Source organism: Achromobacter sp. CF-sbj1-Ac2-l (assembly GCF_052698165.1).
This window is the reverse complement of record NZ_CP199855.1, coordinates 5,152,325-5,174,794: the sequence shown is the minus strand read 5'-3', so window position 1 is coordinate 5,174,794 and position 22,470 is coordinate 5,152,325. Positions and strand designations below refer to the sequence as shown.

General features: G+C 70.0%; 24 protein-coding genes. 13 read left to right on the top strand and 11 right to left on the bottom strand.

Annotated elements, in window-relative coordinates; genetic code table 11:
• Positions 1–90 precede the first annotated feature (90 nt).
• Both ACUDCK_RS23805 and ACUDCK_RS23800 read left to right on the top strand, forming a co-directional pair.
• The gene (locus ACUDCK_RS23805; protein WP_054500807.1) at positions 91–396 is read left to right on the top strand and encodes a DUF883 family protein; all 306 of its coding nucleotides are present in this window, start codon (positions 91–93) and stop codon (positions 394–396) included.
• Between the two features lie 62 nt (positions 397–458).
• Entirely contained in the window at positions 459–857 is a 399-nt protein-coding gene (locus ACUDCK_RS23800; RefSeq protein WP_054500808.1) for a PRC-barrel domain-containing protein, read from the top strand.
• Here the strand turns inward: ACUDCK_RS23800 and ACUDCK_RS23795 are convergent.
• Positions 848–1,288 carry a MarR family winged helix-turn-helix transcriptional regulator gene (locus ACUDCK_RS23795; RefSeq protein WP_064525893.1) on the bottom strand — a complete coding sequence of 147 codons (441 nt, stop codon included), beginning with the start codon at positions 1,286–1,288 and terminating at the stop codon, positions 848–850. The two genes, ACUDCK_RS23800 and ACUDCK_RS23795, sit on opposite strands and share 10 nt — an antisense overlap.
• Positions 1,289–1,360: 72 nt before the next feature.
• On the opposite strand from ACUDCK_RS23795, the gene ACUDCK_RS23790 reads away from it, so the two are divergent.
• On the top strand, positions 1,361–2,515 hold the full coding sequence (locus ACUDCK_RS23790) for an FAD-dependent oxidoreductase (protein WP_175142640.1): 1,155 nt from the start codon (positions 1,361–1,363) through the stop codon (positions 2,513–2,515).
• 4 nt (positions 2,516–2,519) lie between these two features.
• On the opposite strand, the gene ACUDCK_RS23785 is transcribed toward ACUDCK_RS23790, so the two are convergent.
• From ACUDCK_RS23785 to ACUDCK_RS23775, 3 genes are all read right to left on the bottom strand, one after another.
• On the bottom strand, positions 2,520–3,236 hold the full coding sequence (locus ACUDCK_RS23785; protein ID WP_175167141.1) for a hypothetical protein: 717 nt from the start codon (positions 3,234–3,236) through the stop codon (positions 2,520–2,522).
• Between the two features lie 30 nt (positions 3,237–3,266).
• Positions 3,267–4,136, bottom strand: a complete 870-nt coding sequence (locus tag ACUDCK_RS23780) for a hypothetical protein (protein ID WP_064525898.1) — start codon at positions 4,134–4,136, stop codon at positions 3,267–3,269.
• 109 nt (positions 4,137–4,245) lie between these two features.
• Positions 4,246–4,974, bottom strand: coding sequence for a sulfite exporter TauE/SafE family protein (locus tag ACUDCK_RS23775; RefSeq protein WP_175167142.1), 729 nt, complete (start codon positions 4,972–4,974; stop codon positions 4,246–4,248).
• A 161-nt stretch (positions 4,975–5,135) separates the two neighbouring features.
• On the opposite strand from ACUDCK_RS23775, the gene pdxR reads away from it, so the two are divergent.
• Together pdxR and ACUDCK_RS23765 are read left to right on the top strand one after the other, a co-directional pair.
• Entirely contained in the window at positions 5,136–6,554 is a 1,419-nt protein-coding gene (gene pdxR / locus ACUDCK_RS23770) for a MocR-like pyridoxine biosynthesis transcription factor PdxR (protein ID WP_175167143.1), read from the top strand.
• 126 nt (positions 6,555–6,680) lie between these two features.
• Positions 6,681–7,445, top strand: coding sequence for a class II aldolase/adducin family protein (locus ACUDCK_RS23765; protein ID WP_054500815.1), 765 nt, complete (start codon positions 6,681–6,683; stop codon positions 7,443–7,445).
• A gap of 66 nt (positions 7,446–7,511) precedes the next feature.
• On the opposite strand, the gene ACUDCK_RS23760 is transcribed toward ACUDCK_RS23765, so the two are convergent.
• Positions 7,512–8,300, bottom strand: coding sequence for a hypothetical protein (locus ACUDCK_RS23760; protein WP_064527710.1), 789 nt, complete (start codon positions 8,298–8,300; stop codon positions 7,512–7,514).
• Between the two features lie 123 nt (positions 8,301–8,423).
• Entirely contained in the window at positions 8,424–9,323 is a 900-nt protein-coding gene (locus ACUDCK_RS23755; RefSeq protein ID WP_006386038.1) for a LysR family transcriptional regulator, read from the bottom strand.
• A gap of 89 nt (positions 9,324–9,412) precedes the next feature.
• Here ACUDCK_RS23755 and ACUDCK_RS23750 point away from each other — a divergent pair, with 89 nt between their 5' ends.
• The 4 genes from ACUDCK_RS23750 to ACUDCK_RS23735 all read left to right on the top strand — a co-directional run bounded on the left by ACUDCK_RS23750 (position 9,413) and on the right by ACUDCK_RS23735 (position 12,695).
• Positions 9,413–10,384 carry a D-2-hydroxyacid dehydrogenase family protein gene (locus ACUDCK_RS23750; RefSeq protein ID WP_064527713.1) on the top strand — a complete coding sequence of 324 codons (972 nt, stop codon included), beginning with the start codon at positions 9,413–9,415 and terminating at the stop codon, positions 10,382–10,384.
• 100 nt (positions 10,385–10,484) lie between these two features.
• Positions 10,485–11,360: an NAD(P)-dependent oxidoreductase gene (locus ACUDCK_RS23745; RefSeq protein ID WP_054500818.1), complete on the top strand. Its 876-nt coding sequence runs from the start codon at positions 10,485–10,487 to the stop codon at positions 11,358–11,360.
• A gap of 37 nt (positions 11,361–11,397) precedes the next feature.
• Entirely contained in the window at positions 11,398–11,847 is a 450-nt protein-coding gene (locus ACUDCK_RS23740) for an acetyltransferase (RefSeq protein ID WP_054500819.1), read from the top strand.
• On the top strand, positions 11,844–12,695 hold the full coding sequence (locus ACUDCK_RS23735; protein ID WP_175167144.1) for an alpha/beta fold hydrolase: 852 nt from the start codon (positions 11,844–11,846) through the stop codon (positions 12,693–12,695). Before ACUDCK_RS23740 ends, ACUDCK_RS23735 begins: the two co-directional genes overlap by 4 nt.
• Before the next feature lie 83 nt (positions 12,696–12,778).
• Here ACUDCK_RS23735 and ACUDCK_RS23730 read toward each other — a convergent pair whose 3' ends face one another.
• Complete coding sequence (locus ACUDCK_RS23730) at positions 12,779–15,097, bottom strand: molybdopterin-dependent oxidoreductase (protein WP_175167145.1); 2,319 nt, start codon at positions 15,095–15,097, stop codon at positions 12,779–12,781.
• 235 nt (positions 15,098–15,332) lie between these two features.
• Here ACUDCK_RS23730 and ACUDCK_RS23725 point away from each other — a divergent pair, with 235 nt between their 5' ends.
• Positions 15,333–16,268: a 4-hydroxy-tetrahydrodipicolinate synthase family protein gene (locus tag ACUDCK_RS23725; protein WP_054500822.1), complete on the top strand. Its 936-nt coding sequence runs from the start codon at positions 15,333–15,335 to the stop codon at positions 16,266–16,268.
• A gap of 137 nt (positions 16,269–16,405) precedes the next feature.
• Positions 16,406–17,419, top strand: a complete 1,014-nt coding sequence (locus ACUDCK_RS23720) for a Bug family tripartite tricarboxylate transporter substrate binding protein (protein WP_064527721.1) — start codon at positions 16,406–16,408, stop codon at positions 17,417–17,419.
• Between the two features lie 43 nt (positions 17,420–17,462).
• Here the strand turns inward: ACUDCK_RS23720 and ACUDCK_RS23715 are convergent, their stop codons facing one another.
• Entirely contained in the window at positions 17,463–18,665 is a 1,203-nt protein-coding gene (locus ACUDCK_RS23715) for an MFS transporter (protein WP_277355989.1), read from the bottom strand.
• Positions 18,666–18,758: 93 nt separating this feature from the next.
• On the opposite strand from ACUDCK_RS23715, the gene ACUDCK_RS23710 reads away from it, so the two are divergent.
• Together ACUDCK_RS23710 and ACUDCK_RS23705 are read left to right on the top strand one after the other, a co-directional pair.
• Positions 18,759–19,712 carry a helix-turn-helix transcriptional regulator gene (locus ACUDCK_RS23710; RefSeq protein ID WP_175167147.1) on the top strand — a complete coding sequence of 318 codons (954 nt, stop codon included), beginning with the start codon at positions 18,759–18,761 and terminating at the stop codon, positions 19,710–19,712.
• A gap of 119 nt (positions 19,713–19,831) precedes the next feature.
• Complete coding sequence (locus tag ACUDCK_RS23705) at positions 19,832–21,088, top strand: MFS transporter (RefSeq protein ID WP_175167148.1); 1,257 nt, start codon at positions 19,832–19,834, stop codon at positions 21,086–21,088.
• A gap of 57 nt (positions 21,089–21,145) precedes the next feature.
• On the opposite strand, the gene ACUDCK_RS23700 is transcribed toward ACUDCK_RS23705, so the two are convergent.
• From ACUDCK_RS23700 to ACUDCK_RS23690, 3 genes are read right to left on the bottom strand one after another with little or no spacing between them, the layout of a single operon-like run.
• Entirely contained in the window at positions 21,146–21,751 is a 606-nt protein-coding gene (locus ACUDCK_RS23700) for an ATP-dependent Clp protease proteolytic subunit (protein ID WP_054500827.1), read from the bottom strand.
• Between the two features lie 39 nt (positions 21,752–21,790).
• On the bottom strand, positions 21,791–22,150 hold the full coding sequence (locus ACUDCK_RS23695) for an SRPBCC family protein (RefSeq protein ID WP_144655434.1): 360 nt from the start codon (positions 22,148–22,150) through the stop codon (positions 21,791–21,793).
• Positions 22,147–22,461 carry an ArsR/SmtB family transcription factor gene (locus ACUDCK_RS23690; RefSeq protein ID WP_054500829.1) on the bottom strand — a complete coding sequence of 105 codons (315 nt, stop codon included), beginning with the start codon at positions 22,459–22,461 and terminating at the stop codon, positions 22,147–22,149. The genes ACUDCK_RS23695 and ACUDCK_RS23690 overlap by 4 nt, the downstream gene beginning before the upstream one ends.
• Positions 22,462–22,470: the final 9 nt, after the last annotated feature.

Below are 22,470 nucleotides of genomic sequence, written 5' to 3'. Positions count from 1 at the left end.
GCGCGGCACGCGACTTGCTAACGGTTTAGAGGGGCGCGGCCGCCGCCTGAACCGGCCGACGTCCGGCAGTCATTTTTTCAAGGAGAGGTCATGGCTACACAAAATGGCAGCAACACGCTGCGTGAACTGGTATCGGGAACCGAGAATCTGCTGCGCAGCACCGCCAGCTACGGCGGCGCGGAGATCGAGGCGGCGCGTGATCGGCTCAAGCACCAGCTCGACGCCGCGCGCGCCGAGGCCCGCGAGCGGGGCCGGCATGCCTGGCGGCGGGCCCGCGAGGTATCGGCCGCCACCGATGGCTATGTGCATGAAAACGCCTGGAAGACCATCGCCGGCGCCGTGCTGGTGGGCGCGCTGGCCGGCGCCTGCCTGATGGCGGAATCGCGCCGTCGCTGAGCGATCCTTTTTTATCGATTCATTTCACGACATGCCGCGGGCAACCGCGCGGGAGCGACACCATGGAACATCAATCGAATATCGTCGGCGGGCCGAAAACCAAGGCGCTGGGCCCTGGACCGGAAGTCATGGCCGCCAATACCCTGGAAGGCAACGACGTCTACAACGCGGCCGGCGAGAGCCTGGGGGACGTGAAGGCCATCATGATCGACGTGCCGCGCGGCCGGGTGGCTTATGCGGTGCTGGCGCGCGGCGGCGTGCTGGGAATGGGCGAAAAACTGTTCGCCATTCCCTGGAACGCGTTGACGCTGGACACCGACCGCAAGTGCTTCGTGCTCAACGTCGACAAGGAGACGCTCAAGAACGCGCCGGGGTTCGACAAGGACAACTGGCCCAGCATGGCCGACGAGACCTGGGCGCGTGACCTGCACAAGTACTACAACCAGGACATCTACTGGTAGGCGTCTTCCAGGAGCCGCAGCATCATGCCGGCCAGCGCTTCGCGCTCGGCCGGCGTCAGCACGGCGCAGGCCCGCTCGTCAATCCGGCGCAGGATGGCGCGCCCCGGCTCCAGCTTGCGCCGGGCGGCGGCGGTCAGTGACAGCAGGCTGCTGCGGCCATCGGTCGGCGAAGGTTCGCGTTGCACCAGTCCATCGCGTTCCATGCGCGTCAGCAACTGCGCCATGCTGGGTTGCTCCACGTCGCAGGCTTGCGCCAGTTCTTTCTGCGTCAGCCGCGCGCAGTCCTTCAGGGCCACCAGCACCGGCAGTTGCGAGGCGGTGATGCCGATGGGCTTGAGTTCCTCGTCCACCCGCCGAGCCATCAGCCGCGCATAGCGGTGGATCAACAGCGTGGGCATCCGTCCTGGCTGCCAGTCGGGGGGAGTGGCCATACGTCCTCTTTCAAATTAATAGGCACCTATGTACTATGCATAGGTGCCTATTAAATTAAGGGAAAGGCCGTCATGCCGCAAGTCCCCACCATCGCGATCATCGGCGCCGGCCCGGCCGGCCTCACCCTCGCCAATATCCTGCAACGCCATGGCTGGCGCGCCGATGTGTTCGAGGCCGACGCCGCGATCGACGCGCGCGACCAGGGCGGATCGCTCGATCTGCATCCGGGGCAGGGGCAGCGGGCCCTGGCGCAGGCGGGCCTGCTGGATGCGTTCATGGCGGTGGCGCGCCACGAGGACCAGGAAACACGGCTGGTGCATCACGCCACTGGCGCGGTCCTGCGCGAGGAGATTCCAGCAGCGGGGATGGGAGAGCGGCCTGAGATCGACCGCCTGGCGCTGCGCCAGTTGCTGCTGCGGCCGCTGGACGCCGGCACCGTGCGTTGGGGGCGGCGGCTAGAGGACGTCATCCCTCGCGCCGACGGGCGCCATGGCTTGCGCTGCGCCGGCGGCGAGATGGGACCCTATGACCTGGTGATCGGCGCCGATGGGGCCTGGTCGCGGGTGCGCGCGGCGCTGACGCCGGCGCAGCCGGTGTACTGCGGCGTCACTTTCGTCGAGTTGTGGCTGCACGATGTGGACCGCCGCCATCCCGAGGCGGCCGCCCGGGTCGGGCACGGCACGATGTTCTCCCGGCATCGCGGCAACGGCATCGTGGCGCAGCGCAACGGCAACGCGACCGTGCGCGTCTACGCGGCCTTGCGCACCGGGCCGCAGGCGGGCAGCCGTCCGGACCCGGCCCTGGCGGGCATCGGCAAGGACGCGCTGCTGGCGCGCTTTGCCGGCTGGTCGCCGTCATTGTTGGCGCTGATTGCCGAGGCGGACCGGATCGCGGCGGTGCGGCCCATCGTGTCGTTGCCCGCGGGCACGCGCTGGCCCCATCGGACGGGGTTGACCGCGGTGGGCGACGCCGCGCATGTGATGCCGCCTTTAGGGGTCGGCGTGAACCTGGCGATGCTGGATGCGGCGGAGCTGGCCGAGGCGCTGGTCAGTGGCGACGATTGGCGCGCCGCGCAGCGCCGCAGCGAGGCCGCGATGCTGGACCGCGCGGCGGCTGTGGCGACGCAATGCATCGAGTCGCTCGACGAGCTGTTCGACAACCCGCGGGCGCAGGCCCCGTGGCACGGACACGAGGCGCATCACGATGACGCCCGGCCCGGTCCATGATCCGTCAGGCGGCGGCTTCCCAATCGCCGCTGCCGGGCCGCACGGCCAGGCGCGCGCCGCCGCGCCGCACCTGCTCCCCAGCGAGCCCGGCTGCGCCAGCCGGGTCTGTGTCAAAACGGATGTCCAGCGCGGCGGCCACGCGCGGGTCCTCGATGGGCAATTCCCAGGTCAGGAATAGTTGCGACAGGTCTGGTCGCGGCGCGAAGTCGCTTTCGCGGAACGCGCGAGCGCCGCGCGGCACCACGCCATGCGGCTGGCAGGTGTCGAACAGCACGGCGGTGCCGCGGGTCAGCGCGATGCGCTGGCCGGTCTGCGCAAAAAACAGGTCCAGTTCCTTGTCTTCGCTCAGGAAAAGATTGCAGAAGGCCGCGCCGCCGTATTGATTGCCGTCGTGATGGTAGCGGGCGCCGCGGCAGGCCATCAGCGCGATGTCGCAGTCGGCCAGCAGGTCGCCCAGCCCGAGCGCGGCGCTCCAGTTGCGCATGGCCCGCACGCAGGCGCCGTATTCGGGCCAGCGGGCCATGGTGCGCGCCAGCGGCATCTGCTCGACGTCGCCGGGTTCGAGTTCGAGCCGGGTGTCGATTTCCCGCGCCCAGTCGGCGACCAGGCGCGCCGGCGGCGCGGGCAGGGCGAGCGTGGCGGTGCGCACGGCGGCGCCGACGCTGCGGCTGCGCAGCGCGTCGCCGCTCCAGAAATACGAAACGAGGGGGGCGGTGGGCATGGCCCTATTAGAGCCCAAACCCGCCCGGCTTCAACTGCCCAGCGCGCTGGCCCACAGCCGCTGCACCCACGAGCGGCGCGCCGGACGCGGCCGGTTGCCGGTGTAGTTCTTCTGCGAGGCCTTGACCACGTTGCCGAACGGCGCGTCGTTGCGGTAGTCGTCGGGCGAATGGCCGGCGGCCAGCGCTTCCTGGTAGTAGCGATCGAACAGCTCGGCCAGGTCGGCACGGGCGTGCGTCACCACTTCGCCGTCGAACCAGTGCTGGCGGCCCTCTGCGCGCAGGCGCGGCATCGCGTAGCGGTGCGAGAACTGCGTGCCCATGTCGGAATAGTGGAGGATGCCGATCTCGTCGCGCGCCAGGTTTTCGCCATCGATGCTGTTGTAGCGGGCGTCCAGGTGCTGGACCAGGTGCGGCCGGTCGGCGAAGTAATGCTTCATCTCGCGATTGGCGTGGCGCTTGGCGCGCAGGACCTCGAGCGTGGGCAGATGGGCGCGCGCACGGGCGCAGTCCCACAGCGCCACGCATGAGCGCCAGCCGTCGCCGTCGCGACGGCCCGCGACGATGGCTTCGCCGTCCAGCGGCAGGTCCCAGATCTCGGCCAGGTCGCACAGCACCAGCATATCGGCGTCCATGTACAAGGCGCGGCCCTGGAAGCCGGCCGCGGCGGGGACGGCCCAGCGGAAAGCCGAGAATGGCGTCGACCATTTTTCGGTGCGCCAGCCGCGGCCACGCTCCGGATCGCAGTACCAGGGGCTGGCCGGGTCGCGCGACAGGCGCATCCAGGTGATCTCGACGGGGCGCGAGGCATGCTTGCGGGCACTGTAGTCCAGCACCATCATCTGCTCGAGATCGCAATCGTTGGGGTCGCAACCGACAAAGATCCTGATGGGGTCTTGCATGGTGTCTCCGTCTCACAGGTCGTCGTGGCACGCCGAGCCCCGCTCTTCGGCGAACCTGAATTATTCCTGAATTGTAGACGGACTTGCCCGTGAACAACGGGTTTGCGCGTCAGAACACCTGGATCAGCATGTGGATGCCGGCAACCAGCAACACCAGCAGCACGATGCGGTTGAACACCTCGACATTGACGCGGTGGTACAGGCGCCGGCCGAGCCAGGCGCCCACGAGCGTGCCGGGCAGCGCGCGCCAGACCAGCGACATGACTTCGCCGGTGAGATAGCCCGATACCGCCTGCGACACTAGTGCCACCGCCAGGATCGACAGGTTGAAGGACTGGAACACCGCGCGCCGCTCGTCCTTGCTCCAGCCCTGCAACCCGGCCCACAGGGTCGGCAGCGGGCCGGACAGCCCGGCGATGCCGCCCAGCAGGCCGCCGCCCAGGCCCACCAGGCCGTCGGCGAGGCGGCTGGTGCGTGGCAGGCGATAGTGGCCGTTCAGCAGCAGCACGGTGCACAGCGTCATCAGCAGCAGTCCCAGGCCGCCCTGGAACAACCGCGGCGGCACGTGGGGCAGGATGGCCACGCCGACCGGGACGCCCAGCAGGCCGCCGGCGACGAAGGGCGCGGTCCGGCGCAGGTCGATGGCGTGCCAGATCGACGGCAGGGTCTGTACCTGCGAGACCACCGAACAGAGGATGACCAGCGGCGAGGCCAGCGCGGGCGGCAGCGTCAGCAGCCAGATCGGCAGGGCCGTCAGGCCGGTGCCGAAGCCGGTCAGGCCGGAGACCAGGCCGCCGGCCAGGGCGCCGCCGGTGATGAGAAGCGGGTCGTAGGACATGCGAAGCGGTGAGGGCGGGGTGGGCGCATACTTGTAGCGCCGATCGCCGCCGCCGCAACCGTCCGCTTTGCCGATGTCCGCCCTACCAGTGTGGTGCGCGGGCGGCGCGGCGGGCGCCGATGCCACTAAAATTCCGGCAGACCCGTTCCGCGCTTTCCGCCATGACATCCGCCGCCGTCACCTGGCTGGTGCTGGACCGGCCCCAGGGCGATCTCGAAGGGCAGTTGTGCCGGGCCATTCGCGAACGCGTGCTGGCGGGCCGGCTCGGCGCTGGCGAAAAATTGCCGTCGACCCGCGCCCTGGCGCTGGCGTTGCGGGTCGCCCGATCGACCGTGGTGCAGGCCTATGACCGCCTGCGCGCGGAGGGCTATATCGAGACCGTGCGCGGCTCCGGCACCCGGGTCGCGGCGCGGCAGCCGCGGCCGCTGGCGGGGCCGCTCGACGCCCCGCCGCCGTCACCTCCGGCGCCGGCCGCGCGCAGCCTGCCGTTCCAGCCCGGCATTCCCGACCTCAGGAGCTTTCCGGCGGCGGCCTGGTCGCGCTGCGTCGCCGGCCGCATCAAGTCGCTGCGCGTGCATGACCTGGGCTACGGACCGGTGGCCGGCCTGCCGGCCCTGCGCAGCGCGATCCTGGCGCACGTCGGCGCGGCGCGCGGCGTGGTGGCGCAGGTTGACCAGGTGGTGATCCTGCCCTCGGTGGCGGCCGCGATCGATCTGCTGGCCCGTGTCGCGCTGACGCCGCAGGCGCCCGTGGCGTGGATCGAGGACCCGGGCTACCCGAAAGCGCGCGCCCTGCTGCAGCGGGCCGGGGCGCGGCTGGCGCCGGTGCCTTGCGATGACGCCGGCATCGATCCGGCCCGCGCCGCCGAAGGCCCGCCGCGCCTGATCTACGTGACCCCGTCGCACCAGTGTCCCACCGGCGCCACCATGACCCTGCCGCGGCGCCTGGCGCTGCTGGAGGCGGCGCAACGCCACGACGCCTTCATCATCGAGGACGACTACGACAGCGAGTTCCGCTACGCCACGCGGCCGATCGCCGCGCTGCAGGGCATCGACAGCGGCCAGCGCGTGGCCTACATCGGCACGTTCTCCAAGACCCTGGCGCCAGGGTTGCGGGTGGCCTACGTCATCCTGCCGCCGGCGCTGGTGGCGCCGTGCCTGGCCGACATGGCGCTGCGGCAGGGCGAGGTCTCGATCCACATCCAGGCCGGCCTGGCGGATTTCCTGGACGACGGCCATTTCCGCGGCCACATCCGCCGCATGCGCGCCGTCTACGCCGAACGCATGGACAACCTGGTGGGCGCGCTGACGCGGCATTGCGGGCGCTGGCTGCGGGTGGCGGACGGCGCCGGCGGCCTGAAGCTGGCGGTTCGGTTCCGCAACCCCGCCATCGACGACCGCCTGGTGGCGCAGGCGCTGGCGCGGGCCGGCTACGGCGCCCGCACCTATTCGGAATTCTGCATGGTTGAGCCAGAGCCTGGACTGGTCTTCGGCATCGGCCAGGCCACGCCGGCGCGCGCCGACGCGCTGGGGCTTTGCCTGGCCGCCATTCTGCGCCAGGCGGCGGCCGACACCCGCTGACCGGGCAGCGTTGCACGCTGCGGACGCTTGCCGTCGCCGCGCCGCCGCCGGCGCCCAAACCGAATACAGTGCGCAACAGACCCCGCCGCGTCCTTGCGGCGGGAGAACACCACAAAGGGAGACAGCATGGATACGGCAGGGCAGACGGGCGCCAGCGTGCGCGAACGGGTCGGCGAGACGGAATGGCAGGTGCGCAAGGACCTGGCGGCGCTCTACCGGCTGGTGGCGTTGTTCGGTTGGGACGACCTGATCTTCACGCACATCACCGCCAAGGTGCCGGGCACCGAGCATTTCCTCATCAACCCCTACGGCATGATGTTCGACGAGATCACGGCGTCCAGCCTGGTCAAGATCGATCTGCACGGGCGCAAGGTGATGGACTCGGAATACGACATCAATCCGGCGGGCTTCACCATCCATAGCTGTATCCACGCGGCCCGCAAGGACGCCATGTGCGTGCTGCACACGCACTCGATCAACGGCGTGGCGGTGTCGGCGCAGAAGGAAGGCCTGCTGCCGCTGTCGCAGTTCGCGTTCATCGTGCTGCGTTCGCTCGGCTATCACGACTACGAGGGCCTGGCGCTCAATCCCGAAGAGCAGCCGCGGCTGGTGCGCGACCTGGGCAGCAACAACTACCTGATCCTGCGCAATCACGGCCTGCTGACGGTGGGGCAGAGCATGGCCGAAGCGTTCCAGGCCATGCACCGGCTGGAAGCGGCCTGCATGGTGCAGGTGCGGGCGCAGGCGGGCGGCGAACTGACGTTCATTCCGCCCGAGGTGCTGGCGCGCGCCGCGGTGGAATCCCCGGCCGACCGCGCCCACAAGGCCGCGCTGGCCTGGCCGGGGCTGCTGCGCCGGCTGGACCGGCGCAATCCGGGCTACGCCGACTGAGGCGTCCGCAGCCGGGCGCGTTACGCCCGCGCGGCGGGGCTGCGCCTGGGCGGCCGGGCCCGCGCCTTACTTCTTCCGGGGCTGCGGTTCCAGGAACTCGGCGCAGTCCGGCACCGGCGTGGCCGGCTGGTAGACCGAGCCGTCTTCCTTCCACTTGTAGGTCACCGTGTAGCTGCACTGCTTGTCGGCCAGGGGCTGCAACTGCGCGGCCGTCGGCGCGGGCCGCTTGCTCGCGTCGGCGTAGCGGCTGGCGTCGGCCGGGCTGCGCGTGGCCTGGGTGGTGACCTGCAGGTCCGGGTACGGCTGCTGGCTGGGCAGGGCCTTCACCGTGGCGTCATAGCGGTAATAGTCCATGCAGTTGCCCGCGCGGCGCTTCTCGTCGGCCTCGTTGGCGCAGGCGCGGATGCCGGCCTTGGCGGAGTAGGGCAGCAGGTGCGCCAGGGCCGAGGACTTGTCGCCCAGGTCGACCATGAACAGGTACAGGTCGCGGCGCGAGAAGCTGCCGCCGGGGAACTGGATCTCTTCCTTGTAGTCCGGCTCGTTGGGGCCGATCACGCCGACCAGCGCGCGTTCCTCGCTCAGGCGGATGAGGTGCGGCCAGACCGTGAAGCGCGTGAAGTTCGGGATGTCGGGCAGGTCCCAGAAGCGGTAGTCGGCGCGCAGGGTGCGGCTGGTGGCGAACGGGCCGTTATCCTCGAAGCCGCCGTCGACCTTGATCCCCACGCACCAGTCGGCCTGCTTGTTGCAGTAAAGCTGGTTTTGCGGGTTGAGCGTCAGGGGCTCGACATCTGGCTGCACCGCGGACGCGGCGGCGGGCAGGACGGCGCAGAGCAGCGCCGCAAGGGCTTTGTTCATCGTGGTTCCTAATGGGTCGGGAAAAGCGGTCGGGAAAAGCGCCGACGCATTGTGGCCCGATTCCTCCGGCAAAGCGTCACCAATTGTATAAGGCGGTGCGAAAGTTCCGCGTCGGGCGGCGCGTCAGCGCGGCCCCTGCGCGCGGTGCCGCAGGATCAGGTCGTGCAAGGCCTGGGCGGCCGGCGACAGGTGCGCGCCCTTGCGGCTGATGAGCGAAAAGGTGCGTCTCACCACCGGCGTGTGCAGCGACACCACGCGCAGCCCCGGATACGAACCGGCCTGCCAGGCCAGCCGCGGCGCCACGGCGATGCCGGCGCCGGCCGCCACCAGCCCGACGGCGGTCGAGCTGCGCTGCACTTCATAGAAGGCCGTCAGCCGCGGCGCCAGCTCGGCCAGCGCGTGATCGAGCAGCGGCCGGTTGTTGCTGCTGGCGCCGGGAAAGATCAGCCGGTGGCCCTCCAGCTTTTCCCAGGGCAGCGTGCGGCGGCGCGCCAGCGGATGGTCCTCGCGGCAGATCAGCACGAAGTCGTCCTGCAGCAGCGGGATGCTTCGCAGCGTGGGGGCGTGGGTCTCGGCGATGTTGATGCCGAACTCGGCCTCGCGCGTGAGCACCGCCTGGGCCACCGCGCCGGAAGAATGGTCCAGCACCTTGACGCGGTTCTGCGGATGCTCGGCGCTGTAGCGCTGCAGGATGTGCGGCAGGTAGTGCACGCCGATGGTCGGCACACAGGCCAGCGTCACGTCGCCGCGCTGGGCCTTGCCGGTTTCCCGGATCTCGGTGAGCGCCGCGGCCAGGTCGGCCAGCAGCCGCCGCGCCTGCGGCAGGAAGCTGTCGCCCGGCGGCGTCAGCGCCACCGAGCGGGTGGTGCGTTCCACCAGCCGCACGCCCAGGAACGATTCCAGGTTCTGCAGCCGGCGGCTCAACGCGGTCTGGGTGATGCTGAGCTCGCCGGCGGCGCGGCGAAAGCTCTTGTGATCCGCGATCGCCACGAAGGCCTGCACGCCGAGCACGTCGATTTTCATGAGAAAAACGCATCAATTGACTAATTAATATCATTTTACGGTCGGCAAGGCGGCGCTCACAATGCCCGCATCCTGGCAGGAGACAGACCATGAACATCACGATTCTGGACGACTATTTCGACACGCTGCGGGGCTTGCCCTGTTTCCGCAAACTCGACGGCCATGCCGTCACGGTCTGGAACGACCATGTGCAGGACGTGGATGCGCTGGCCGAGCGCCTGCGCGACACCGAGGCGCTGGTGCTGATCCGCGAACGCACCCAGATCCGCGCGCCGCTCATCGCGCGCCTGCCCAAGCTGCGGCTGATCAGCCAGCGCAGCGTCTATCCGCACATCGACGTCGACGCCTGCACCGCGCACGGCGTCATCCTGTCCTCGAACCAGCACGCCGGCACGCCGTCGTACGCGGCGGCGGAGCTGACCTGGGGCCTGGTGCTGGCCGGCATGCGGCGCATTCCGCAGGCGGTGCAACTGCTCAAGCAGGGCACCTGGCAGACCGGCATGGGCCGCACGCTGCGCGGCCGCACGCTCGGCATCTACGGCTATGGCCGCATCGGCGCCGAAGTGGCGCGCTACGGCGCCGCCTTTGGCATGAAGGTGCTGGTGTGGGCGCGCGAGGCCTCGCGCCAAAGGGCCCGCGACGACGGCTGGGACGTGGCGCCGGACAAGCAGGCGTTCTTCGAGACCTGTGACGTGCTGTCGCTGCACATGCGGCTGCTGCCGGACACGCGCGGCATCGTCACGGCGCAGGACCTGGCGCGCATGAAGCCGTCGGCATTGCTGGTGAACACCAGCCGCGCCGGCCTGATCGAGCCGGGCGCGCTGGCGCAGGCGCTGGCCGCGGGCCGGCCGGGCGCGGCGGCGGTGGACGTGTTCGAATCGGAACCGATGACCGATCCGCAACATCCGCTGCTGCAGTTGCCCAACGCGATCTGCACGCCGCACATTGGCTACGTCACCGAGGACGAATACGAGACCCAGTTTTCGGACGTTTTCGATCAGATCGTCGCCTACGCCGCCGGCAAGCCGATCCATGTGATCAATCCCGCTGTGCTGGCTTGACATCCGCTCGGCCGACGCGCGCCGGAGCCGTTGTCCGCGAGCGGCGGCAACAATCGGTGGAATAATAGGGACAATGAACACAACCAAAGCGGAAACACGCATGGATATCGGATTCATCGGCCTGGGCGTCATGGGCACGCCGATGGCGCTCAACCTGGCCCGCGCCGGCACGCCGCTGGTGGTCTGGAGCCGTTCCCCCGGCGGCTATGACGCGCTGCGCGCCGCGGGCGCGCGCGTGGCCGACAGCGCCGGCCAGGTCTACGCGCAATGCCGCACCGTCATCCTGATGCTCGCCAACGACGCGGCCATCGACACGGTGCTGGCGCGCGGCACGGACGACTTCGCCGCGCGCGTGCGCGACCACGTGATCGTCAACATGGGCACCACATCTGCCGACTTTTCGCGCCAACTGGGCGCGGACATCGAGGCGGCCGGCGGGCGCTACGTCGAGGCGCCGGTGTCGGGCTCGCGCAAGCCGGCCGAAGCCGGGCAACTGGTGGTGATGCTGGCCGGCCATGACGACGACGTCGCAGCCGTGCGCGAACTGGTGCGGCCGCTGTGCCGCGACAGTTTCGTCTGTGGCGCGGTGCCGTCCGCGCTCGTCATGAAGCTGTCGGTCAACCTGTTCCTGATCACCATGGTCACGGGCCTGACCGAGTCGGTGCATTTCGCCGAGCGTCACGGCATCGACCTGGCCCTGTTCGCCGAGGTGCTGAACGCCGGACCGATGGCCAGCGACGTGTCGCGCGTCAAGCTTGGCAAGCTGGTGACGCAGGACTTTTCCGTGCAGGCGGCGATCACCGACGTGCTCAAGAACAGCCGCCTGGTGGCCGAGGCCGCGCGCGGCGCCGGCATCGCTTCGCCGCTGCTGGACGCCAGCCATGCGCTTTACGGCGAGACCGAGGCCCAGGGCCTGGGCGCGTCCGACATGGTGGCGGTGATCCGCGCCATCGAGCGGCGCACCGACGCCGGCTGACGGCTGCCAACCTTTCTTCTTTTTTTTCCGTAGCACCATGATCACCCTGAGAACCTCCACCCCCGCCGACGGCGAACGCGTCGTCGACATCTGGCGCCGCGCCGTCGATGCCACCCACGATTTCCTGTCGCCGCAGGACCGCCATGACATCGAGGCCGAGGTGGTGGGCTTCCTGCCCGCCGCCACGCTCGATCTGGCCGTGGATGCGAACGACCGCGCGCTGGCGTTCATGCTGCTCGACGGCGGCCACATGGAAGCGCTGTTCGTCGATCCCGCCGCGCGCGGCAAGGGCGTCGGGCGCGCGCTGGTCGAGGACGCGCTGCGGCGCCATCCCGGCCTGAGCACCGACGTCAACGAGCAGAACGCGCAGGCGATCGGCTTCTATGAACGGCTGGGCTTCGAGCGCACCGGGCGTTCCGAGCGCGATGGCCAGGGACGGGCGTATCCGCTGATCCATCTGCGTCATCGCGGCGACGCGCCGGCATGAGCCCGGTCTTCAAGTCCGAGCGCCACGCCGAGGCCGTGCGCCAGGCCTATGCCGCGGCGCTGGCCCATTGGCCGGCCGATGTGCGGCGAGTGACGGTGCCGACGCCGGCCGGCGACACCCATGTGCTGGTGTGCGGCCGCGAGGACGCACCGCCCCTGGTGCTGCTGCATGGCGCGCAGAGCACGGCCGCCAGTTGGCAGCGGCAGGCCGCGGCCTGGGCGCCGCATTTCCGCATTTACGCGATCGACCTGATCGGCGAGGCAGGCCCGAGCGCGCCGGCGCGGCTGCCGCTGGCGAGCGATGCGCACGCGGCCTGGCTGGAGGCCGTGCTCGATGGACTGGGCGTGGCGCGCGCGGCGTGCTTCGGCATTTCGCTGGGCGCGTGGCTGGCGCTGGACTTCGCCGTGCGGCGGCCGGCGCGGGTCGAGCGGCTGGCGCTGTTGTGCCCGTCCGGCATCGGCCGGCAGAAGCACATCCTGCCGTGGGTCCTGCCATTGCTGCTGCTGGGACCCGCGGGCCGCGCGCTGGTGCGCCGCCGCATCATCGGGCCGCTGCCGGCCGATCCGGCGCCCGCCGATCGGGCTCAGTTTGGGTTGATGCACGCTATCAATCGCGGTTTCCGCTCGCGCTTCGGCGCCATTCCCGTCTTTGACGATGAGGCGCTGCGTCAGTTGGCGCAGCCGCTGTACGTGGCGGTGGGCGGGCGCGATGTGATGCTTGATTCGCGCGAGACCTGCGAACGCCTGCGCCGCCTGGCGCCGCGCGCGCAGGTGACGCTGTTGCCGCGTGAGCGGCATTTCATCCGGGGACAGGACGACGCGGTGCTGGCGTTCCTGCGAGCGGCCTAGGGCCTGTTCACACGATAAGTAGCCTCGCACAGGCCGGCAATCGGGCGCCAGGCGCGGTCGCCGCGCCGGGGGCGACCGCGCCGTCAGCGTGGCGCGCCCGGCGTCTCGGCCCGCAGCGGCGGCGGCTCGAAGGCCCGCACCGCCGGCGCCTCGCCGTGCCAGCGTTCCACCTGCACCAGCGCCGATAGCGCGCTCGGGCCCTGCGCCAGCCGCGACGTGCCCACGTCCACCGTCAGCACGTTGGGATTGCCATGACGCTCCAGCGCATCGTCCTGTGGATCGAACCAGGCGCCCGTGGGCATCACCACCACGCCGCGCAGCAGGTCGGCGCTGAGTTGCGCGCCGCCGAGGCAGGCGCCGCGATCATTGAAAAGGCGCACCACATCGCCCTGCGCGATGCCGCGTTCGGCGGCGTCGTCGGGATGCAGCAGCACCGCCTCGCGCCCGGCGACCTTGTTGGCGCGGGTGGCCGGCGCCGGGTCGAGCTGCGAGTGCAGCCGGTCGGCGGGCTGGCAGGTGACCAGGTGCAGCGGCCAGCGCGCGGCGCGCTCGGCGCCCAGCCATTCCACTGGCGGCAGCCAGGCCGGATGCGGCGGACAGTCGTCGTAGCCGAATTCGGCGATGGCCGCGCTGTGCAGTTCGAGCCGGCCGGAACGGGTCTTGAGCGGATGCGCGGCGGGGTCTGCACGGAACTGCTCGAACAGCACGAAGTCGCGCGCCGGCGGCGGCAGCGCGACGTGGCCGCGTTCCCAGAATTCGTCGAAGGCCGGCAGCGTCAGTTGCGCCGCTTCCCAGGCCGGCCGCATCTGTTCGTAGATGTGGCGGATCCAGGTCATTTCGTCGCGGCCTTCGGTGAAGGCGTGCTCGAAGCCGCCGCGCGCGGCCAGTTCGCGGTAGATGTCGAAGTCGTTGCGGCTGTGGCCCACCGGCGCCAGCGCCTGCCGCATCGCCAGCAGGTAACGGTCGCGCGACGAGCCGCCGATGTCGTTGCGTTCCAGCGTGGTGGTGGCCGGCAGCACGATGTCGGCGCGGCGCGCGGTCGGCGTCCACCATGGCTCGTGCACGATGATGGTCTCGGGCCGCGCCCAGGCCCGCATCAGCCGGTTCAGGTCCTGGTGGTGATGGAACGGATTGCCGCCGGCCCAGTAGACCAGGCGGATGTCCGGATAGATGCCGGTCCTGCCGTTGAACTCGTACGGCTCGCCCGGCTGCAGCAGCATGTCGGTCAGGCGCGCCACCGGGATCGACACGCCGGCAGGATTGCGGCCCGCGCGCATCTCCGGCGCGGGCAGGTCGGGGCGCGGATTGCCGGCGCCGTTCATCGAGCCATGGCCGAAGGCGAAACCGCCGCCAGGCAGGCCGATCTGGCCCAGCAGGGCGGCCAGCGCGACGCTGCCCCAGTACGGCTGTTCGCCGCGATGGCCGCGCTGCAGCGACCACGAGCACGACAGCAGCGTGCGGGTGCCGGCCGCGTCCCGCGCCAGCGCGCGGATGGTATCGGCCGGCACGCCGCAGATGCGCGCGGCCCAGGCAGCGTCCTTGGGCTGGCCGTCGGCGCGGCCCAGCAGGTAGTCGGCGTACTGCTCGAAGCCATTGCAGCAGCGGGCCAGGAAGTCGCGGTCGTGGCGGCCCTCGGCCAGCAGGGTGTGGGCCATGCCCAGCATCATCGCGGCATCGGTGTTGGGACGGATGGGGATCCATTCGGCCGCCAGCGCCGCCGGCGCGTCGCCGCGCGTGGGGCTGACCACCACGGTGCGTATGCCGGCCTGGCGCGCCCGCGCCAGCCAGCCGGGGGCGCTGTGGTCGCCCGCGCCGCCCGAGGCGATCTGGGTGTTGCGCAGCGGGATGCCGCCGAACGCGATCAGCAGCCGGGTGTGCCCGACCACGCTGTTCCAGTCGGTGATGCGGCCGGTCACGGGCGCGTAGGTGCCGATGATGTGCGGCAGCAGGAATTGCGCCGCGCCCCAACTGTAGTTGCCCGACTGGTCGACGCAGCCGCCGCCGGCGTACAGGAAGCGGTGCGTCAGCGTGCGGGCGTGGTGCAGCCGTCCGGCGGAGGACCAGCCATACGAGCCGCCGAAGATGGCGGTCGGGCCATGCTGCGCGCGCACCCGTTGCAATTCGTCGTGCACCAGCGCCAGCGCGGAGTCCCAATCGACCTCCACATAGCCGTCGACGCCACGCAGCTCGGGCGCGCCGCGATGCCTGAGCCAACTGGCGCGCACGGCGGGGCGGGCGATGCGCAGCGGCGAATGCACCATATCGGGCATCGTGTGGATAAGCGGGGACGGGGCCTGGTCATGCGCGAACGGCTCACAGCCCACGACACGGCCTTCGCGCACCAGCGCGGTGTACGCGCCCCAGTGGGACAGGGACGGATAACGAAAGATCGCTTCGGACATGCGGGGGGCGCCGTGAAAAGCGTATTGTTATGGAAATCTTCATAACTTAACGGCATTGCCTTAGAAATTCTTTGTCTTTCAGGCCCTGCAAAAGTGTGGAAAATAGAAAAATTTTCGGGGCCGCTCTTCCTATACTGCGAAAGCAACAAGGGGAATGGTCAGGTGCAGGCGCCAACGACCGCGCGCCAACCTGGCCTTTTTTGATTGGGCAGTCCTTCCGCATGTGGAGCAGGTCATGAGCAAAATGAAAATCCAGGGGTCCTTCGTCGCCATCGTCACGCCGTTCAATCGCGACGGCAGCGTCGATTTCAGCGCCTTCCGCACTCTGTTGAAGTTCCAGGAAGACAACGGCACCGCCGCCGTGCTGATCATGGGCTCCACGGGAGAGGTCTCGATGCTGTCGCCCGAAGAGCGGCGCCAGGTGATCGTCGAGACGGCCAAGATGAAGACCGGCAAGATGAAGCTGTTCTACGGCTGCACCGGCAACAACACCGACTCCACCATCGACTACCTGAAGTTCGCGCACGCCAACGGCGCCGACGGCGCGATCCTGGCCGCGCCCGCCTACATCTGCGCGTCCGAGGCCGACACCGAGGCCTATTTCCTCGAAGTGGCCGACGCCACCGACCTGCCCCTGGGCATCTACAACAACCCGCCGCGGGTCAAGAGCGACCTGCATTGGGACCAACTGCTGCGCATCTTCAAGCACCCCAACTACGTGGTGCACAAGGAATCGACCACCCGCGTCGGCCAGGTGGCGCAGGTGCTGCGCGGCCGTCCCGACGTGTCGGTGATGTGCTGCGACTCGCCCAACCTGGGCCTGGTTGTGCCCACCATGAGCCTGGGCGGCCACGGCACCGCCAACATGACCGGCAACATCGCGCCCGCAGAGATGGCCGACATCTCGCGTCCGTGGGACACGCCGGACGTGTCGGTCAGCTTCCGCGAAGGCTACCTGGGCCTGCTGCCGATGCTGCACTACTCGTATTCGGCCATCAACCCGGTCGCCATCAAGTCGCTGATGAAGGCGGTGGGCCTGCCGGTCGGCGACCTGCGCCGGCCGCTGCGCGGCCTGGAGGGCGACGCGCTGGCCAAGGGCCTGCGCATCGTGCGCGAGCTGGGGCTGGACGCCAAGTACGGCTTCAGCTCCGCCCAGCTCAAGGCGGCCTGATTCCCCTGTTCCGGCGGCAATAGCCGCCGGATGCATTTTGACGATCCACGACATGGCGGCCGCGAGCGTCGCGGCCGGTGGCGTGGTCGGCCCCTGCGCGTCCGGAATGGACGCGCCATCGCCAAGAGAGACCCATCATGTTCCGTTCGCCGTCCCGTCCCGCGCCGTTCACCCGGCTGCTCGCCACCGCCTTGACGGTCGTGGGCGTCACCTGCGGCGCCAGCGCGCTGGCCGCCGATGCCGCCGACTATCCGCAACGCCCGATCACGCTGGTGGTGCCGCATCCGCCGGGCGGCTCGGTCGACGGCGTGGCCCGCCTGTATGCCGAGCAACTGGGCAAGGAGCTGGGCCAGTCGATCGTGGTGGAAAACCGCGCCGGCGCGTCGGGCATGATCGGCGCGGCCTACGTCGCGCGGGCCGCGCCGGACGGCTACACGCTTTACCTGAACGCGTCGATCCACGCCATCAATCCGCTGCTGTACAAAAAGACCATCAAGTTCGACTCGGTCAAGGACTTCACGCCGATCAGCGAGCTGGCGCAGGGCGCGCTGATCTTCAGCGTCTATCCCAAGGTGCCGGCCGAGAACGTGGGCGACCTGGTCAAGCTGCTCAAGGCCGAACCGCAGAAGTACTCCTTCGCCACTTCCGGCTTCGGCTCGGCCGGGCACCTGGCCGCGGCCTCGTTCCTGCATGACAACGGCCTGGACCAGATTCCCATCGTGCTCTATCGCGGCGGCGGTCCGGCGCTGTCCGATCTGGTCGGCGGCCAGGTGCAGGGCCTGATCGATCCGATGCTGTCGTCGCTGCCGATGGTGCGCGCCGGCAAGCTCAAGGCGCTGGCCGTGACCGGCGCCGCGCGCAGTCCGCTGCTGCCCGATCTGGCGACCATGAAGGAGCAGGGCCAGAAGAACTTCGAGTTCTATTCCTGGTATGGCGTGTGGGGCCCGGCCAAGCTGCCCGAGCCGGTGCTGCGCAAGCTGGAGGCGGCCTCGGCCAAGGTGATGGCCAATCCCAGGATCGTCGAGCAGCTCAATGGCCTGGGGTTCGAACCGTCGGTGAAGAATTCGGCGGCCTTCGCCAAGTTCATCGACGCCGAGATGAAGCGCTACCAGGTCATCATCGACCAGGCCAACATCCGCATCACCGAATGACGCGAACCACTGATCCGGCCCCCGCGCCGCGGGGGCCGTGGCGTCAGGGCGCGGCCACGCGCGGCTTGAGCGTCGCGGCCAGCGCCACCAGCAGCAACAGGCTGGCGGCCACCACATAAGGCATCCAGGGGCGCACGCCATACAGCAGCGTGCATACCAGCGGCGCCACCACCATCGCCATGCCCTGCACCGCGATCACCGAGCCGGCGGCGATGCCTTGCTCGTCGGCGGTCACGGCATTGGCCGCCAAGGTCTGGATCGAGGGGAACACCAGGCCCATGCCGGCCGCCATGACGGCGTAGCACGCCACCAGCCCCGCGGTGCCGCCCAGCACCGGCACCAGCAGAAAGCCGATGCCCGACAGCAGCGCGCCGCCCGCCAGGCAGCGCGCCGCGTTCATCCGGCGCGCCTTGGCCAGCCCCACCTGCACCAGGATCAGCATGACGCCGACGGTGGTCATGGCCCAGCCCGCCGTCCGCGCGGCCGGGCCGGGCGCCTGGCGCAGCGCGTCCATGGCGTAGAAGCCGACGATCATCTGCGCGGTGATGACCGCGCTCATGGCCAGCAGCATCGCGGCCAGCGGCAGGCGCAAGCGCCTGTCGCTCAGTTTCAGCGGCGGCGTGGCGCGCGGTTCGTGCGCGGCATCGGACGGCAGCTTCGCGGCCAGCCACAGCGTGCCCAGCAGCGGCAGCGCGGCGGCGATGTAGAGCGGCAGGGTCAGGCTGTCCTTGACCAGCAGGCCGCCGATGGCCGGCCCCAGCACCATGCCCAGGCCGTTGGCCGCGCCCAGTCTGGCCATCATGGCGCCGCGTTGGTCCGGCGCGGTGATGTCGGCGATGCGAGCCGCGCTGACGGTGGGCATGGCGGCGTAGAAGGCGCCGATCAGCGCGCGCAGCGCCATCAGGGCCAGCAGCGCCAGCCACACCGGCGGCGGCTCGCGCAGCATCAGGTCCAGGCCGATGGCCAGCAGCAGGTAGCTGACGATATAGCCGGCGGCGGCGCGCAGCAGCACGCGGCGGCGGCCGATGCGGTCGCTGCGGCCGCCCCAATAGCGCGCCATCAGCATCCACAGCACGCCGGCCACGGTGACCACCAGGCCGCCATGCCATTCGGCCAGCCGCAGGCCGCGCACCACCGGGCCGATCACGGGCATGAAGGCCATGATTGCGGTCAGGCACAAGGTGTTGAAGACGAACAGGGCGGCGGCCTCGTTCGGGCGGCGGGCGGTGTCTGGCAAAGGCGGCATGGGAGGCTTGATGCGGATGAAAATTGTTATCATCCAGGCCAGGCGGCGGCCGCGCTAGCGAATCCGCGCCGGAAATTGCGGAATTGGAACAAAATGGCCTCTCAGCCCCGTCCTGCCCCGGACCGCCGCGCGCCCCTTACCGCGCAGGACCTGCTGCGCCTGCTGCCGCCGGATTGGCTCAGGATCCGCACCCAGCACGAGCTGCCGGGCGGCATCTCGATCGGCTGCCTCGACGGCCGACCCGAGTCCGACTGGGCCGCCAGCGGCGCGGCCGAATCCAGCGTCGGCGTGGCGATCGTGCTGGAAGGGCAGTTCGGGGTGGGCTTCGAGGGCGGCGCGGCCCTGCGCATCCAGCCGGGCAGCGTCATCCTGCACGGCACGGCCGAGCCGGTGCCGGGATGGGACGAATTCAAGGGCCGCCACAATATCCGCGCCGTCGACATCCGTTTTTTCAGCGACACCGTGCGCGCCCTGTGGCGGCGCACCTTGCGGCAGGTGCCGCCCGCCGCGTTCGCGGCCGACGGCAGCGTGCCGGCGCGTGACGCGCAGTTGGCGACGCTGCCGCTGTGGCCGGGACTGGCGCGCGTGGCCGGCGAGATCCTGGCCTGGAACCAGGACCGTGGCGAGATCGCCGCCCTATATCTGCAAGGCAAGGCCCAGGAGGCCCTGGCCCTGACCCTGGCGCACCTGGCCGGTCGCGCCGCGGCCGACTTGCCGCCACCGGCCGACCGCAAGCGGCTGGCCGAGGCCCATCGCCGCATCCAGCACGAATACGCCGATTGCCGCGGCGTGCGGCAACTGGCGCAGGCCGTGGGCCTGAGCGAAAAGCGGCTGCAGGCCGGCTTCATGTCGCTCTACGGACAATCGGTGCATGGCTGCCTGCTGCAAGCGCGGATGGAGGCGGCCGCCGGCCTGTTGCGGCGCGGCTGCTCGGTCACCGAAACCGCCTACAGCATCGGCTTTTCCAGCCTCAGCCATTTCATCAAGGCCTTCAAGGCGCACCGCGGGGCCACCCCCAAGGCCTGGCTGCGCGGCGCCGCGCAGTAGCCGCGCGCCTTGGGGGGTAGCGGCAATACCGGTATCGCGGCTGGCCTTGCTGCGGGGGGCGAGGCTGGCAACAATCCCGGTTCCACGACTTCCCGCCCGACAGCGCAAGGCTTGCCCCCATGACTTCCCCCACGACCCCGGATCGCGTCGGCGCCGCCGCGCCGGCCGAGAACATCCACTGGCGCCGCAACCTGGCCGTCTGTTTCGCCGGCTCGTTCAGCACCATCGTGGCGATGACGCTGCTGCTGCCGTTCCTGCCGCTGTACGTGGAAGAGCTGGGTGTGCAGGGCCATGCCGCCATCGTGCAGTGGTCGGGCGTGGCCTACGGCGCCACCTTCTTCGCCGCGGCATTGGTCGCGCCATTGTGGGGCCGGCTGGGCGACCGCTACGGACGCAAGCTGATGCTGGTGCGCGCCTCGTTCGGCATGGCGGTCTGCATGTCGCTGACCGGCATGGTGCAGAACGCGTGGCAACTGGTGCTGCTGCGGCTGCTGGTGGGCCTGGCCGGCGGCTACGCGTCGGGTTCGACCATCCTGGTGGCAATGCAGGCGCCCAAGGCGCGCTCGGGTTGGGCGCTGGGCGTACTGTCGGCCGGCATCATGGCGGGCAACCTCGTGGGGCCGTTGATTGGCGGCGCGCTGCCGCCGCTGATCGGCATCCGCGCCACGTTCCTGCTGGCGGGCGGCGTCATCTTCCTGGCGTTTCTGGCCACCGTCTTCCTCATCAAGGAAATGCCGCGCCCGCCCAAGGCGGCCGGGCAGGGCGGCCAGCGCCGCGGCGGCTGGGCGCAGATCCCCGACAAGCGGCCGGTGGCCGCGATGCTGGCGACCGGCATGCTGCTGATGTTCGCCACCATGTCGATCGAACCCATCATCACGGTATACGTGGGCCAGTTGGTGGAGGATCCGGCCCGCGTCACGCTGGTGTCCGGGGTGGTCATGTCGGCGGCGGCGCTGGGGGCGATCCTGTCGGCCTCGCGACTGGGCCGGCTGGCCGATCGCGTGGGCCACTGGACGGTGATCGTCGGCGCGCTGGCCGTGGCCGCGCTGCTGCTGATTCCGCAGGCTTTCGTCACAGCCGGTTGGCAACTGGTGGCGCTGCGTTGCCTGATGGGTCTGGCGCTGGGCGGGCTGCTGCCGTGCGTCACCAGCGTGATCCGTCACAACGTGCCCGACGGCGTTGGCGGCAATGTGCTGGGCATGTCGATTTCGGCCCAGTACGCGGGCCAGGTGGCGGGCCCGTTGCTGGGCGGTTTCATCGGCGGGCATTTCGGCATGCCCGCCGTCTTCCTGGGCACCGCGGTGCTGCTGGCGGCGGGCGCCGTGGCCAATGGCGTGTTGCGCGCGCGTCATCAGCGCGCGCTGGTCGAGGCGTAGCCGTCGCGCGGCTTGCGTGCGTCGATGGCATGACGGGACGCAACGCGCTCGGCCGCGTCAGAACCCGGCCGAGCGCGGATCCATGACGTGGTCGATCAAGCCCCATTGCACGGCTTCCTCGGCGCTCATGTAGCGGTCGCGGTCCAGGCTGCGCTCGACGTCGTCGTAGTCGCGCCCGCAATGCTCGGCATACAGGCGGATGATGCGCTGTTTGGTGCGCTGCATTTCCTCGGCGTGGATCAGCATGTCCGAGGCCTGGCCCTGGAAGCCGCCCAGCGGCTGGTGCACGTGCAGACTGGCGTTGGCCAGCGCGGCGCGATGACCGGGCTCGCCGGCCATCAGCAGGAACGACCCCATCGAGCGCGCGGTGCCCATGCAAAGGGTGTGAACCGGCGACTTGATGAACTGCATGGTGTCGTACATGGCCAGCCCGCTGGTGATGACCCCGCCGGGCGAGTTGATGTACAGGTGGATCGGCTTGCCGGGGTTTTCGGCTTCCAGGAACAGCAACTGCGCGCACACCAGGGCCGACACGGCGTCATTGACTTCGCCGCTCAGGAAGATGATGCGTTCGCGCAGCAGGCGCGAATAGATATCGAACGAACGTTCCCCGCGGCCGGACTGTTCCACCACCATCGGGACGAGCTGCATCGTTTCGCTCATGCGCGAACTCCTGTCTTGCATCAAAGGGAAAAAGCGGCGTCAGGCGGCGAGCTTGAGGGCCGGCCAGGCATCGTTGGCCGCCTGCGGCGCGGGCCGCGCCAGCCGCGCATCGTCGGGGGCGTGGACGATGGTCAGGCGGGTGCCGCCGTCGGCGGTGGGGCTGAGCTGGAACGTGACCACGCTTTCCAGGCAGGGCGGCAGCGTGTCGCGCATGCGGTAGCGGACTTCGACGCCGGGTGTCGCGGCCAGCGGCTCAGGATCGGCCAGCGCGCTGGCCGGCAGCCACTGCTCGCGCAAGGCGGGAATGCTGAGGGCGCGCCAGACCTTCTCGGGCGGCGCGTCCAGCTCATAGTCGAGCACGATTGCCGTGTCCTGCGGGGCGGAGGCCGTGTGGGTCATTGGTCCATGTCCTTGAGCAGCGTTTTCAGGGCGTCGACCCGCGCCGGCCACCAGGCGCGGTACTTCGACAGCCAGCCGGCGATCAGCGCCAGCCCGTCCGGGTCGACCTGGTAGTTGACGAAACGTCCCTGGCGTTCCTCGCGCACCAGCCGCGCCTGGCGCAGCACCGCGAGGTGCTGCGAGACCGCGGGCTGGCTGATGTCCAGGCCCTCGCGCAGCGCGCTGGCGTTCATGGCGCCCGCCGCGAGCTTGTCGAACAGCGCGCGGCGGGTCGGGTCGGCCAGGGCCTTGAAGATGTCGTTTTCGATCATGGCAACACA

Coding starts and splice junctions, on each gene's coding strand:
- ACUDCK_RS23805 (WP_054500807.1), top strand. CDS start 91: ATGGCTACACAAAATGGCAGCAACACGCTGCGTGAACTGGTATCGGGA.
- ACUDCK_RS23800 (WP_054500808.1), top strand. CDS start 459: ATGGAACATCAATCGAATATCGTCGGCGGGCCGAAAACCAAGGCGCTG.
- ACUDCK_RS23795 (WP_064525893.1), bottom strand. CDS start 1,288: ATGGCCACTCCCCCCGACTGGCAGCCAGGACGGATGCCCACGCTGTTG.
- ACUDCK_RS23790 (WP_175142640.1), top strand. CDS start 1,361: ATGCCGCAAGTCCCCACCATCGCGATCATCGGCGCCGGCCCGGCCGGC.
- ACUDCK_RS23785 (WP_175167141.1), bottom strand. CDS start 3,236: ATGCCCACCGCCCCCCTCGTTTCGTATTTCTGGAGCGGCGACGCGCTG.
- ACUDCK_RS23780 (WP_064525898.1), bottom strand. CDS start 4,136: ATGCAAGACCCCATCAGGATCTTTGTCGGTTGCGACCCCAACGATTGC.
- ACUDCK_RS23775 (WP_175167142.1), bottom strand. CDS start 4,974: ATGTCCTACGACCCGCTTCTCATCACCGGCGGCGCCCTGGCCGGCGGC.
- pdxR (WP_175167143.1), top strand. CDS start 5,136: ATGACATCCGCCGCCGTCACCTGGCTGGTGCTGGACCGGCCCCAGGGC.
- ACUDCK_RS23765 (WP_054500815.1), top strand. CDS start 6,681: ATGGATACGGCAGGGCAGACGGGCGCCAGCGTGCGCGAACGGGTCGGC.
- ACUDCK_RS23760 (WP_064527710.1), bottom strand. CDS start 8,300: ATGAACAAAGCCCTTGCGGCGCTGCTCTGCGCCGTCCTGCCCGCCGCC.
- ACUDCK_RS23755 (WP_006386038.1), bottom strand. CDS start 9,323: ATGAAAATCGACGTGCTCGGCGTGCAGGCCTTCGTGGCGATCGCGGAT.
- ACUDCK_RS23750 (WP_064527713.1), top strand. CDS start 9,413: ATGAACATCACGATTCTGGACGACTATTTCGACACGCTGCGGGGCTTG.
- ACUDCK_RS23745 (WP_054500818.1), top strand. CDS start 10,485: ATGGATATCGGATTCATCGGCCTGGGCGTCATGGGCACGCCGATGGCG.
- ACUDCK_RS23740 (WP_054500819.1), top strand. CDS start 11,398: ATGATCACCCTGAGAACCTCCACCCCCGCCGACGGCGAACGCGTCGTC.
- ACUDCK_RS23735 (WP_175167144.1), top strand. CDS start 11,844: ATGAGCCCGGTCTTCAAGTCCGAGCGCCACGCCGAGGCCGTGCGCCAG.
- ACUDCK_RS23730 (WP_175167145.1), bottom strand. CDS start 15,097: ATGTCCGAAGCGATCTTTCGTTATCCGTCCCTGTCCCACTGGGGCGCG.
- ACUDCK_RS23725 (WP_054500822.1), top strand. CDS start 15,333: ATGAGCAAAATGAAAATCCAGGGGTCCTTCGTCGCCATCGTCACGCCG.
- ACUDCK_RS23720 (WP_064527721.1), top strand. CDS start 16,406: ATGTTCCGTTCGCCGTCCCGTCCCGCGCCGTTCACCCGGCTGCTCGCC.
- ACUDCK_RS23715 (WP_277355989.1), bottom strand. CDS start 18,665: ATGCCGCCTTTGCCAGACACCGCCCGCCGCCCGAACGAGGCCGCCGCC.
- ACUDCK_RS23710 (WP_175167147.1), top strand. CDS start 18,759: ATGGCCTCTCAGCCCCGTCCTGCCCCGGACCGCCGCGCGCCCCTTACC.
- ACUDCK_RS23705 (WP_175167148.1), top strand. CDS start 19,832: ATGACTTCCCCCACGACCCCGGATCGCGTCGGCGCCGCCGCGCCGGCC.
- ACUDCK_RS23700 (WP_054500827.1), bottom strand. CDS start 21,751: ATGAGCGAAACGATGCAGCTCGTCCCGATGGTGGTGGAACAGTCCGGC.
- ACUDCK_RS23695 (WP_144655434.1), bottom strand. CDS start 22,150: ATGACCCACACGGCCTCCGCCCCGCAGGACACGGCAATCGTGCTCGAC.
- ACUDCK_RS23690 (WP_054500829.1), bottom strand. CDS start 22,461: ATGATCGAAAACGACATCTTCAAGGCCCTGGCCGACCCGACCCGCCGC.